Annotated in this window: 9 protein-coding genes, 1 rRNA gene, 2 pseudogenes and 1 riboswitch; of the genes and pseudogenes, 11 read left to right on the top strand and 1 reads right to left on the bottom strand. The window is 69.4% G+C overall.

What is annotated here, in order from left to right; genetic code table 11:
- The 11 genes and pseudogenes from rrf to IF04_RS0128170 all read left to right on the top strand — a co-directional run.
- A 5S ribosomal RNA gene (gene rrf / locus IF04_RS40430) occupies window positions 1-73 on the top strand; the annotation flags it as partial.
- 217 nt (window positions 74-290) lie between these two features.
- Window positions 291-899: a cardiolipin synthase ClsA gene (gene clsA / locus IF04_RS0128220; protein WP_030263923.1), complete on the top strand. Its 609-nt coding sequence runs from the start codon at window positions 291-293 to the stop codon at window positions 897-899.
- A 112-nt stretch (window positions 900-1,011) separates the two neighbouring features.
- The gene (locus tag IF04_RS0128215; RefSeq protein ID WP_030263921.1) at window positions 1,012-3,507 is read left to right on the top strand and encodes a mannose-1-phosphate guanyltransferase; all 2,496 of its coding nucleotides are present in this window, start codon (window positions 1,012-1,014) and stop codon (window positions 3,505-3,507) included.
- Between the two features lie 84 nt (window positions 3,508-3,591).
- Window positions 3,592-4,509 (top strand): DUF881 domain-containing protein, encoded by a 918-nt coding sequence (locus IF04_RS0128210; RefSeq protein WP_037960976.1) that lies wholly within the window; start codon window positions 3,592-3,594, stop codon window positions 4,507-4,509.
- Window positions 4,506-4,838 carry a small basic family protein gene (locus IF04_RS0128205; protein ID WP_003984969.1) on the top strand — a complete coding sequence of 111 codons (333 nt, stop codon included), beginning with the start codon at window positions 4,506-4,508 and terminating at the stop codon, window positions 4,836-4,838. Before IF04_RS0128210 ends, IF04_RS0128205 begins: the two co-directional genes overlap by 4 nt.
- 695 nt (window positions 4,839-5,533) lie before the next feature.
- Window positions 5,534-6,460 (top strand): DUF881 domain-containing protein, encoded by a 927-nt coding sequence (locus tag IF04_RS0128195; RefSeq protein WP_078600891.1) that lies wholly within the window; start codon window positions 5,534-5,536, stop codon window positions 6,458-6,460.
- Between the two features lie 439 nt (window positions 6,461-6,899).
- Window positions 6,900-7,436, top strand: a complete 537-nt coding sequence (locus IF04_RS40155; RefSeq protein ID WP_030263908.1) for a double zinc ribbon and FHA domain-containing protein — start codon at window positions 6,900-6,902, stop codon at window positions 7,434-7,436.
- Between the two features lie 17 nt (window positions 7,437-7,453).
- Complete coding sequence (ftsR, locus tag IF04_RS0128185; protein WP_030263905.1) at window positions 7,454-8,203, top strand: transcriptional regulator FtsR; 750 nt, start codon at window positions 7,454-7,456, stop codon at window positions 8,201-8,203.
- A gap of 74 nt (window positions 8,204-8,277) precedes the next feature.
- Window positions 8,278-8,751, top strand: a complete 474-nt coding sequence (locus tag IF04_RS0128180; protein ID WP_030263902.1) for a bifunctional nuclease family protein — start codon at window positions 8,278-8,280, stop codon at window positions 8,749-8,751.
- A 390-nt stretch (window positions 8,752-9,141) separates the two neighbouring features.
- Window positions 9,142-9,587, top strand: a pseudogene (locus IF04_RS36100) (MerR family transcriptional regulator).
- Between the two features lie 170 nt (window positions 9,588-9,757).
- A complete protein-coding gene (locus tag IF04_RS0128170; protein ID WP_078600895.1) occupies window positions 9,758-11,383 on the top strand; it encodes a DNA polymerase IV in 1,626 nt (541 codons plus the stop codon).
- Here the strand turns inward: IF04_RS0128170 and IF04_RS39945 are convergent.
- A pseudogene (locus IF04_RS39945) lies at window positions 11,269-11,727 on the bottom strand (PRC-barrel domain-containing protein); the annotation flags it as partial. The gene IF04_RS0128170 and the pseudogene IF04_RS39945 overlap by 115 nt on opposite strands.
- Before the next feature lie 62 nt (window positions 11,728-11,789).
- Window positions 11,790-11,887, top strand: a riboswitch (glycine riboswitch).
- Window positions 11,888-11,936: the final 49 nt, after the last annotated feature.

The following is an 11,936-nucleotide window of genomic DNA, read 5'->3' as shown; positions in this document are numbered from 1 at the left end:
CCCGGAAGCTAAGCCTTTCAGCGCCGATGGTACTGCAGGGGGGACCCTGTGGGAGAGTAGGACGCCGCCGAACAATTCTTCAGCTCCGGTCCCTGAACCAAAAAGGTTCAGGGGCCGGAGCTTTTTTGTTTTCGGTGTGTCCGGCTGCCGGCCGGCGTTTGTTTCCGGACATGGTGGAGCCTCGCCGCCGGCCTGACGGCGGCCGATACGGGGCCCGCGGTACAAGGGGACGAACCGGGCAGGTAAAGTCATGGGGCATCGTCGCTACGTTCCCCACAGGAGGCACACGGGTGGAGGTTCAGGAGACGCGCATCCAGACTGATCGCGTCCTCACCATCCCCAACATTCTGAGCATGGCTCGCCTGGTCGGCGTGCCCGTGTTCCTGTGGCTGATTCTGTGGCCGGAATTCGGTGGTCCCAAGGCTGACGGCTGGGCGCTGCTGGTGCTGGCTCTGAGCGGCGTCAGTGACTACCTGGACGGCAAGCTCGCACGCCGCTGGAATCAGATCAGCAAGCTGGGGCGCATTCTCGACCCGGCGGCCGACCGGCTGTACATACTGTCCACGCTGGTCGGTCTGACCTGGCGGGAGATCCTGCCGCTGTGGATCACGATCGCGCTGCTGGCCCGAGAGCTGATGCTGCTGATCGCGGTGGGCTGGCTCGCCCGGTACCGGTACGGGCCGCCCCAGGTGAACTTCCTGGGCAAGGCTGCCACGTTCAACTTGATGTATGCGTTCCCGTTGCTGCTTCTCAGTGACGGAAGTGGCTGGCTGCATACACTCGCTGCTATTTTCGGATGGGCGTTCGCCGGATGGGGTACAACGCTCTACTGGTGGGCAGGAATCCTCTACGTGGTTCAGGTCCGCCGCATCATCAAGGCGGACGCCGCGGCCGACTGAGCTCGCCGAACCGGCAGCCGTGCGATGGCCGGGTGCCCAACGCGAGAGAAGTGGGCCATCTGGCGGGCGAAGTCGGCAAGATCGTCGTCTCTTAGAGGAGGACGCTTCCGACATGAAGGCCGTTGTGATGGCGGGCGGAGAAGGCACGCGCCTTCGGCCCATGACTTCGAGCATGCCCAAGCCACTGCTTCCGGTGGCAAACAGGCCGATCATGGAGCACGTGCTGCGGCTGTTGAAACGGCATGGCCTCAGTGAGACCGTAGTGACGGTGCAATTCCTGGCCTCGCTGGTGAAAAACTATTTCGGCGACGGTGAAGAGCTCGGCATGGAGCTCACCTACGCCAATGAGGAAAAGCCGCTCGGCACCGCCGGCAGCGTCAAGAACGCCGAGGAGGCGCTCAAGGACGATGCCTTCCTGGTGATCTCGGGCGATGCCCTCACCGACTTCGACCTGACCGACCTGATCCGTTTCCACAAGGAGAAGGGCGCCCTCGTCACCGTCTGCCTGACGCGGGTCCCGAATCCGCTGGAGTTTGGTATCACGATTGTCGACGAGGACGGTCAGGTCGAGCGTTTCCTGGAGAAGCCGACCTGGGGTCAGGTTTTCTCCGACACCGTGAACACGGGCATTTATGTCATGGAGCCCGAGGTCTTCGACTACGTCGAACCGGACGTTCCGGTGGACTGGTCCGGCGATGTCTTCCCGCAGCTCATGAAGGAGGGCAAGCCGATCTACGGCTATGTCGCCGAGGGCTACTGGGAGGATGTCGGTACGCACGAGAGTTATGTAAAGGCCCAGGCCGACGTCCTCGAGGGAAAAGTCGATGTCGATATCGACGGCTTCGAGATGTCCCCGGGTGTGTGGGTGGCCGAGGGTGCCGAGGTTCACCCGGACGCCGTATTGCGCGGCCCGCTCTACATCGGCGACTACGCGAAGGTCGAGGCGGGCGTAGAGCTGCGTGAGCACACCGTCGTCGGCTCGAATGTCGTCGTGAAGAGCGGCGCGTTCCTGCACAAGGCTGTGGTGCACGACAACGTGTACATCGGGGAGCAGTGCAATCTTCGCGGCTGTGTCATCGGGAAGAACACCGATGTGATGCGGGCGGCCCGCATCGAGGACGGCGCCGTCATCGGCGACGAGTGCCTCGTCGGTGAGGAATCGATTGTTCAGGGCAACGTTCGCGTCTATCCGTTCAAGACGATCGAAGCGGGCGCGTTCGTCAACACTTCGGTGATCTGGGAGTCCCGCGGCCAGGCGCATCTTTTCGGCGCCCGCGGCGTTTCCGGAATTCTGAACGTGGAGATCACGCCCGAGCTGGCGGTGCGGCTCGCGGGCGCGTATGCGACGACGCTGAAGAAAGGTTCCTCGGTCACCACGGCGCGGGACCATTCCCGGGGTGCCCGGGCGCTGAAGCGTGCGGTGATCTCCGCGCTGCAGGCGAGCGCCATCGATGTACGCGACCTCGAGAACGTGCCGCTGCCGGTGGCCCGTCAGCAGACCGCGCGGGGCAGTGCCGGCGGAATCATGGTCCGCACGACGCCGGGCGTGCCGGACTCCGTGGACATCATGTTCTTCGACGAGCGGGGCGCGGACCTCTCACAGGGCGGGCAGCGCAAGCTCGACCGGGTGTACGCCCGCCAGGAGTACCGTCGTGCGTTCCCCGGCGAGATCGGTGATCTACACTTCCCGTCCAGCGTCTTCGACTCGTATACGGGTTCGCTGCTGCGGTCCGTGGATACGTCCGGGATCGCGGAGGCCGGCCTCAAGGTCGTCGTGGACGCTTCGAACGGCAGTGCCGGTCTGGTGCTGCCCAGCCTGCTGGGCCGCCTCGGGGTGGACTCCCTGACGATCAACCCCGGTCTCGACGAGTCGCGGCCCACGGAGACCGAGGACGCGCGGCGGTCCGGCCTCGTACGGCTCGGCGAGATCGTCGCGTCGGCGCGTGCGGCCTTCGGGGTGCGTTTCGACCCGGTGGGCGAGCGGCTGTCCCTCGTTGACGAGCGGGGGCGGATCATCGAGGACGACCGCGCCCTGTTGGTCATGCTGGACCTGGTGGCCGCCGAGCGGCGCAGCGGGCGAGTGGCGCTGCCCGTGACCACCACTCGTATCGCCGAGCAGGTGGCGGCGTACCACGGTACGCAGGTGGAGTGGACGACCACTTCGCCCGACGACCTGACCCGGGTCGGCAGGGCGGACGACACGATCTTCGGCGGCGACGGCCGGGGCGGCTTCATCGTCCCGGAGTTCGCGAGCGTCTTCGACGGCTCGGCCGCGTTCGTCCGGCTGATCGGTCTGGTGGCCCGTACGCAGCTCACGCTGAGCCAGATTGACGCGCGTATCCCGCGTGCGCATGTCCTCAAGCGCGATCTGGCGACCCCCTGGGCTGTCAAGGGGCTCGTCATGCGACATGTGGTGGAAGCGGCCGGCGACCGCTCCGTGGACACCACGGACGGCGTGCGGATCGTCGAGGCCGACGGGCGCTGGGTGCTGGTGCTGCCCGACCCGGCAGAGGCGGTCACCCACCTGTGGGCGGAGGGCCCGGACGACGCCTCCGCGCAGCAGCTCCTTGACGAGTGGGCGTCCGTAGTGGACAGCGCGGGCCGCTGACCCGAGTCCCCACCGGCGCGTCCGATTCGGCGCGCCGGTGGGGCCATTGGGTGACCGCGCCGCCGACGTGCGACGATGTGCGGCATGTCGCAGCAGCACCCCGAACGGAGCAGCCCCGGATACGCTCCGCGCCCCGATGCCTCCATGTCGCTGCTGACCAATGTCATGGAGCACAGCCTCGATGACGGGTACGCCGAAGCGGCGGCCCGTAAGGCGGCGACGGCCGGGGGCCTGCCCCGTACGCTGCGGGCCAAGTTGGGCTTGGCGGCCGGGCTGGTCCTCGCCGCGGTGGTCGTCACGGTGGGTGCAGCGCAGGCGCGGATATCAGCACCGACCCTGGCGAAGGAGCGCGAGGAGCTCATCGCCCGGATCGACCAGGGCACCGACAAGGCCGACAAGCTGCAGCAGCACGTCGACTCGCTCCGTGAGGACGTCGGCGACATGCAGCGCAGGGCGCTCAAGAAGAGCGACGGCGAACGGGCCGACCTGCTGGCGCTGCTGTCCGGCTCCACGCAGGTCACCGGGCCCGGGGTGAAACTGGTCGTGGACGACGCCAAGGAGGCGGAGACGGGCGGTGGCGGCCCCCGTGAGAGCACCGGCTTCTCCGATACCGGGCGGGTGCGCGACCGGGACATGCAACGGGTGGTCAACGGCCTCTGGGAATCCGGCGCCGAGGCCATCTCCGTCAATGGGCAGCGCCTCACGTCCCTCTCGGCGATCAGGGCGGCGGGAGACGCCATACTGGTCGACAACAAACCGCTGGCGCCTCCGTATACGGTGCTGGCGGTGGGGGACGGGCAGCGGCTGAGCACCACGTTCCAGGACAGCGCCGACGGTCAGTACCTGCATGTGCTGCAGCAGAACTACGGCGTCCGCACCAGGATTTCCACCGAGGGTGACCTCACGCTGCCGCCCGCGCCGAGCTTGATCGTACGTACCGCACAGCCGAAGACCGGTGCCGCGCAGCCGGGCGGCACCGACACAGGGAAGGGCACATCGTGATCGCCGTACTGGGCCTCATCGTGGGAGTCGTGGTCGGACTTGTCGTCCGCCCCGTGGTGCCGACGGTGGTCGAGCCCTACCTGCCGATCGCTGTCGTCGCGGCGCTGGACGCCGTGTTCGGCGGTCTGAGGGCGATGCTGGACGGCATTTTCGACGACAAGGTCTTTGTCGTCTCCTTCCTGTCCAATGTGGTTGTCGCCGCACTCATCGTCTTCCTCGGGGACAAGCTGGGCGTCGGCGCCCAACTCTCCACCGGTGTGGTCGTGGTGCTCGGCATCCGCATCTTCTCCAACGCCGCCGCGATTCGCCGGCACGTGTTCAGGGCGTGAGACCAATGGCATCCGACGAGCACGACGAGCACAACGAGCGTGATGAGGCGCAGGGGCGCGAGGAATCGCAGGAGCGCCCCGAGTCGCCCGAGGGCGACCGGACGGCCGGGCGCGACGAGACCGGGCCTGCTGAGGGCGGTGCGGCGCAGAAACGTCCCGTGACGCCTGGAAGTGGCGATCCGTCAGAAGACAGCGACACTCCGAAGGATGACGATGTCCCGGAGCGCCGCGAAACGCCCAAGGCGCCCGAGAAGTCCGGTAAGGCCGAGGAGGGTGAGCGTACCGAGGCGCCCGAGAAGCCGGTGACACGCAGGCCGGACGAGGCTGCCGATCAGGCGGCTGCCGCGCAGGCTCCGAAGGAGGAGCCCGGCGAAGGCCGTACGCAGCGTCCCGGCCCCGGACGTCTGCAAGGACCGCTGCAGGGCCCCACCCAAGGACGCCCGCCGCGCCCCGTACAAGGGCGGGGCGGCGGCCCCCAGGGGCCCGCTCAGGGACGTCCGCCGCGCCCGGTACAGGGCCGCCCGCAAGGAGGGCCGCAGGCCCGCCCTCAGGGGGGCGGTCAGGCCGGCCCTCATGGTGCGCACGGTGCCGTACGGGGGCGTCCGCAAGGGCCTGCGCAGGGACCTGGGCAAGGGCCCGGGCAGCGGCGCCCGCAAGCCCCCGGAGACCGTCCCGGGTCCGCTGGGCGGCTGCCCATGCCGCCCGAGCGGCAGGGTGCCGGCGGGCCTCCTCAGGGGGCGCAGCACGGCCGTCCTGGTGGCGCGTCGGCAGCGCCTCAGGGTGACCGTCCCGCGGCCGCCGCGGCATCGGGGGCGGAGCAGCGCGGCCCGGTAGGGCCCGGGCAGGCTGCCGCATCCGGTCAGCCGTCCGCGGCGCGGCCGGGTCCCGAAGGCGAGCCCCAGCTCACGGGTCGGGAGCGGCTGAAAGCGGGTCTGTGGCCGCCGCGACTGAACCGGGCTCAATTGATTGCCGCCGTACTGCTGTTCATTCTCGGGCTGGGGCTTGCTATTCAGGTACGTTCCACCAGTGACAGCAGTGCGCTGCGCGGAGCGCGCCAGGAGGACCTGGTGCGCATCCTTGACGAGCTCGATGACCGCTCGCAGCGCCTGGAGGACGAGCAACGGCGGTTGGAAGGCCAGAAGACCGAGCTGGAGAACAGCTCGGACCAGGCCGAGGAGGCCCGTAAGCAGACGGTGGAAAAAGAACAGCAGCTCGGGGTGCTGGCCGGTACGGTGGCGGCCGAGGGGCCCGGCATCGCGCTCACGATCGACGACCCGTCGCGCTCCGTCGAGGCGGACAAGCTTCTGGACACGATCCAGGAGCTGCGCGCGGCCGGCGCGGAGGCCATTCAGGTCAACGACGTCCGTGTCGTGGCGAACACCTACGTCTCGGACGTGCGGGGCGGTGTGGAGATCGACGGGAAGCGGGTCGTGCAGCCGTTCCGTTTCAAGGTCATCGGCAAGCCCGAGGACCTGGAGCCGGCCCTGAACATCCCCGGCGGAGTGGTTCAGACATTGGAGAAGGAGCAGGCCACGGTGTCTGTGACCCGTCAGGACAAGATTGTCGTGGACGCCTTGCGCAAGGCGGAACGGCCCGACTACGCGCGGTCGTCGTCGCAGTGAGGCGGGAACGTATGGCGAGGCGTGCGACGGGGCATGAGGTAGCCGGGGGTCGGCGCACCGCACAAGTGGTGCGTGGTGGAAACTGTGTGAAGGCCCCGGACGTTGAATGGATGTCCGGATCGGCCGGTGTGTGCATCGAGGGTTCGTCCTGCCCCACGGGCGGGTCTGTTTCGTTCAAGGGGAATCGCCCGTGAGTTTTTTTGCGAAGCTGTTCGGCAAGAGTGACCGCAAGGACGGCGGCAACGCCTCTGCGCGGCACGCCGCGCCACGGCAGTCAGGTGAGCCGGCGTCCAATGAGGAGCGCCCGCTCTTCCGTGACGAGGTGGCCGGCCCGGCCGGTGGTACTTCCGGTGGTCAGCAGCCCGGTTCTGTTGACCCTGCCGCGTCCGGCCCCATAGGTTTCCAGGAACCATCAGCCGCTACGGGTGGAGGGTCCGCCTTGCCGGTTTGTACGAGGTGCGGGCACCGCAATGCCGAGGCGAGCCGGTTCTGCTCCAACTGCGGCGCGCCGCTGCGCGCCGGTGGGCAGGCCGAGCGTCCCTCTGAGACGACCTCGACCATCTCCATCTCGGGTATCGAGGCGTACGACGCGGAGACGACGGGGCAGACCCCGATGCCTTCGCTGTCCCCCGAGGCCCAGGCCGCCGTGGACGCGCTGCCGCTCGGCTCCGCGCTCCTCGTCGTGCGCCGGGGCCCCAATTCCGGCAGCCGCTTCCTGCTGGACGGTGAGCTGACCACGGCCGGCCGCCATCCGCAGAGTGACATCTTCCTGGACGACGTGACGGTCTCCCGCAGCCATGTGGAGTTCCGCCGCGGCCAGGACGGCGGCTTCACCGTCACCGACGTCGGCAGCCTGAACGGCACCTACGTCAACCGCGAGCGGATCGACTCCGTTCCGCTGGCGAACGGCGACGAGGTGCAGATCGGCAAGTTCCGCCTGGTCTTCTACGCGAGCCAGCGGGGCGTCGGCATCTGACCTGCCAGGGAAGGCACATGCACCACACACCGTCCGGCGGTGCCGGTTCCTCCGGCACCGCCGCCGCGGGCGGCGAGCTGGTGAGCATCGGTACGGTGCTCAATCTGCTGCGCGACGAATTCCCCGAGGTCACGATCTCCAAGATCCGTTTCCTGGAGTCCGAGGGCCTGGTCGAGCCGCAGCGTACGCCGTCCGGGTACCGCAAGTTCAGCACGGAGGACGTCGAGCGGCTGGCGGGCGTGCTGCGGATGCAGCGCGACCACTACCTGCCGCTGAAGGTCATCCGTGAGCACCTGGACGCCGTGGCGCGCGGTGAGGACGTGCAGCTCCCGGCACCCGCCTCGCCGCCCAGGGAGTTCCTGGACGGTGTACAGGAGCCGTCCGGTGAGCATCCGACGGCCGCCCGGATCGGCCGCGACGAGCTGTTGGCCGCCACTGAGGTGGACGAGTCCGAGCTCGCGGACTGGGAGGCGTACGGTCTGCTCGCCCCGGCGTCCGACGGCGGGTACGGCATCGAAGCCGTCGCGGTCGCCAAGCTCGTCGCCGAGCTGGGCCGCTTCGGCCTGGAAGCGCGTCATCTGCGGGCGGTGAAGGCCGCTGCGGAGCGCGAGGCGGGCCTGATCGAGCAGGTCGTGGCGCCGCTGAAGCGGCATCGCAACCCGCAGACCAGGGCCCATGCGGAAGCCACGGCCAGGGAGCTGGCCACGCTCTCCGTACGACTTCATGCGGCCTTGGTCCAGGCCGCTCTCCACGTCCGGCTGCCGTGACCTTGGGTACGGTCACCCCCGCCGAGGGGGTGCCCGACTACCCAAACCGGCCGGGCACGTCCTAGGGTTGCTGTGTGAACGAGCTCGACGTCGTGGGTGTCCGGGTAGAAATGCCTTCCAACCAACCGATCGTGCTGTTGCGCGAGGTGGGAGGCGACCGCTACCTGCCCATTTGGATCGGGCCCGGCGAGGCGACCGCCATCGCCTTCGCCCAGCAGGGCATGGCCCCTGCCAGGCCGCTGACGCACGACCTGTTCAAGGACGTGCTGGAGGCGGTGGGCCAGGAGCTGTCCCAGGTGCGCATCACGGACCTGCGGGAAGGTGTCTTCTACGCCGAGCTGGTCTTCGCCAGCGGTGTGGAGGTCAGCGCCCGCCCGTCCGACGCCATAGCGCTGGCGCTGCGCACGGGTACGCCGATCTACGGGACCGACGGGGTGCTGGACGATGCCGGCATCGCGATCCCGGATGAGCAGGAGGACGAGGTGGAGAAGTTCCGCGAGTTCCTCGATCAGATCTCGCCCGAGGACTTCGGCACCAACAGCCAGTAGGGCCGCAGCGGGCGCCGCGCCGTAAGGGAGCGAGCGGGGCGCACGGCAGCACACCCGGCGCACAACCCACCAGACATTCCCCGCATAAAGTCACGTGAAACCACTCGTAGGGTGATTATCACTCGGCGTGGCGAGCGCGGCGATCGTTGACGCACCCCGAGTGACTGCATACCGTCGATAAGGCAGGTCCCGTCCGGGACGTGAAGGACGGAGGTCGGCGTGGCAATCACCGGCGACGGTACGGCGGCGGGAGGGGCATTGCCGCTTCACACTGGCGCGGCGAATCGTGCCCCGGTAAACCGTGCCCCGGCTCAGGCCGCCGGGAAGCCGGCGGACCCGGTCGGCGAGACGGTCGGATACCGAGGCCCGACGGCATGCGCCGCCGCGGGGATCACTTACCGGCAGCTGGACTACTGGGCGCGTACGGGACTGGTCGAGCCCAGCGTGCGGCCGGCGTACGGCTCGGGCACCCAGCGGCTCTACAGCTTCCGGGACGTCGTCGTCCTGAAGATCGTCAAGCGGCTGCTGGACACCGGCGTCTCGCTGCAGAACATCCGTACGGCCGTGCAGCACCTCGCCTCCCGTGAACTGCCCGATCTGGCCCAGATGACGCTGATGAGCGATGGCGCGACGGTGTACGAGTGCACGTCGCCCGACGAGGTCGTCGATCTGCTCCAGGGTGGTCAGGGCTCTTCGGTATCGCCGTCGGCGTGGTCTGGCGGGATGTGGAGGCCGGACTGTCGCAGCTCCACGGAGAGCGCGTGGACACCGGGGAGACCCTCGTCGGCCACAACCCCCACGACGAGCTGGCCCGCCGGAGGAACCGGGCGGTCTAGAGCGCCCGGGCGGTACGACACGGGGGCGGACGCGCGGTACGGAGGCCGTGCGGGCGCACGGTACGACGCGGGGCACGGAAGCCGCTGTACGGCTCGTGCAGAGCTCTCCCGGCCGCGCTTCCGGCCCGCCGAGCGGCCGATTGTCAGTGGCGTACGGCACCATCAGTGACGTGAGACGTGCGCCGACGATTCTGCATCTGGACATGGATGCGTTCTTCGCGGCCGCCGAGCAGGCGGCCAAGCCCAGCCTGCGCGGGAAGCCCGTGGTGGTGGGCGGCATCGGCGGGCGCGGCGTCGTCTCCACCGCGTCGTACGAGGCCCGCGTCTTCGGCGTCCGCTCGGCCATGCCCACTGCCCAGGCCCGCCGGCTCTGCCCCAACGCCGCCTACCTCACGCCCCGCTTCCACGTGTACCGCCAGGTGAGCGAAAAGGTGATGGCGCTGCTGCACGAGCTGTCGCCCCTGGTGGAGCCGCTGAGCCTGGACGAGGCGTTCGTGGACCTGGAGGCCGGCGGCGTCGCCGACGACGCGGCATCGGCCCGTGCGGTGGGTGAACAGCTGCGCCGCGACATCCTGGCGGTCACGGGACTGACCGGCTCGGTGGGCCTCGCGGGCGCCAAGATGCTCGCGAAGATCGCGTCCGAGCAGGCGAAGCCGGACGGCCTGGTGCTGATCGAGCCGGGCACCGAGCGCGAGCTGCTCGGGCCGATGACCGTGCGGACGCTGCCGGGCGTCGGCCCGGCCACGGCCGAGGCGCTGCGCAAGGCCGGGATCCACACGGTCGCGGAGACTGCCGAGGCCGGCGAGGCGGAGCTGGTGCGGCTGCTGGGGCGGGCGCACGGCACGGGGCTGTACGCGATGGCGCTCGGCCGGGACGACCGGCCCGTGGTCGCGGAGCGGGACGCCAAGTCGGTCTCCGTCGAGGACACCTTCGAGGTGGACCTCACCGACCGTACGAGGGTGCGCGCCGAGGTGATGCGGCTGGCGGACCGGTGCGTGCAGCGGCTGCGCGCGGCCGGACGCTCGGGCCGTACGGTCGTGCTGAAGGTGCGCAACTACGACTTCTCCACGCTGACCCGGTCCGAGACGCAGCGCGGGCCGACGGACGACCCCGCGGTGGTGCGGGAGGCGGCGGGGCGGCTGCTGGATCTGATCGACACGACGGGCGGGGTGCGGCTGCTCGGCGTGGGGGTGACCGGCCTCGCCGACTTCACGCAGGAGGACCTCTTCGCGCAGGTGGCGACGGAGCGGGCGGCCGAGGAGGCCCGGCTCGTCGAGGAGGCCAGGGCGGTGGACGGGGCGGCAGCGAACAGTGGGGGAGAAGAGGCTGAGGAGGCCGCTGAGCGGCCCAGGAAGTGGCTGCCGGGCCTGGACGTGGTCCATGCCGAGTACGGCCCCGGATGGGTCCAGGGAAGCGGCCTGGGGCGGGTCACCGTACGGTTCGAACAGCCCTGGTCCGCTCCCGGACGGGTACGGACGTTCCTGGTGGACGATCCGGCGCTGTCGCCGGGGGAGGCGCTGCCTCTGGTGGGCGGCGGTCCGGACGTTCCGCCGGTGGCCGATGAGGGCGCGCACCCGCCCATAACGTCGGATCCGCTCCGGCCGATGGCCGCGGATCCGCCCTCGCCGACAGCTCCGGCAGCCCCGACGGCCGCGGAGTCGTTCCCGCCTGCCGCTCAGTCCTCCGACGAGCCCGCTATCCGTCCGAACTCCCGGTCGGCGGACCCGGCGGCCGGGCGGCCGACCGCGTCCTCCCCGGCGAGCTCCGCGTCCGTGGCGGAGATATCCAGCCGGTAGTGGTGGTAGAGCTGCAGTTCCTGCTCCGGTGAGAGGTGGCGGCCCACCCCGAAGTCCGGCGCGTCCTTGATCAGCTTCCGCTCGTACGGCACGTGCAGCGCGTCGTCGACCAGCCGGCTCGGCTCCAGCGGCACGAACGCGTCCCGGCTGAAGAGCCCCGTACGGACCGCCGCCCACTCCGGCTCGCCGGTCGCGTCGTCCAGGTACACCTCGTCGACGGTGCCGATCTTGGTGCCGTGCCGGTCGAACGCCTTGCGGCCGATCAGACTGCGGGGATCGATGTCGGTCTGCACTGTTCCTCCTACCTGCTGGAACTGCCCTCTGCACCCTACGAAACGGCACATTTACCGCCCTGGCCACTCGAGGGATGCCGAGCAGTCGCGCTGGTAGGCTGGTCAGCGATCGATGACCCCGTGCGGGAGAGCTCTCCGACCCCCGGGCCGGAGGCGCCGAAGGAGCAACTCCTCCCCGGAATCTCTCAGGCACACGTACCGCGCGGACGAGATCACTCTGGAAAGCAGGGCGGGCCACGGACCAGCGCAGTACCGGAGCC

Origin of the sequence: Streptomyces violens, from assembly GCF_000717745.1 — a bacterium.
GTDB classification, from domain to species: Bacteria; Actinomycetota; Actinomycetes; order Streptomycetales; family Streptomycetaceae; genus Streptomyces; species Streptomyces violens.
The sequence above is the reverse complement of the archived record's forward strand: the minus strand, read 5'-3'. Positions and strand labels throughout refer to the sequence as shown.

Bases quoted from the DNA above. Each gene is read 5' to 3' on its own strand.
- IF04_RS0128215 (WP_030263921.1), top strand. From the start codon at position 1,012: ATGAAGGCCGTTGTGATGGCGGGCGGAGAAGGCACGCGCCTTCGGCCC.
- IF04_RS0128210 (WP_037960976.1), top strand. From the start codon at position 3,592: ATGTCGCAGCAGCACCCCGAACGGAGCAGCCCCGGATACGCTCCGCGC.
- IF04_RS0128195 (WP_078600891.1), top strand. From the start codon at position 5,534: ATGCCGCCCGAGCGGCAGGGTGCCGGCGGGCCTCCTCAGGGGGCGCAG.
- ftsR (WP_030263905.1), top strand. From the start codon at position 7,454: ATGCACCACACACCGTCCGGCGGTGCCGGTTCCTCCGGCACCGCCGCC.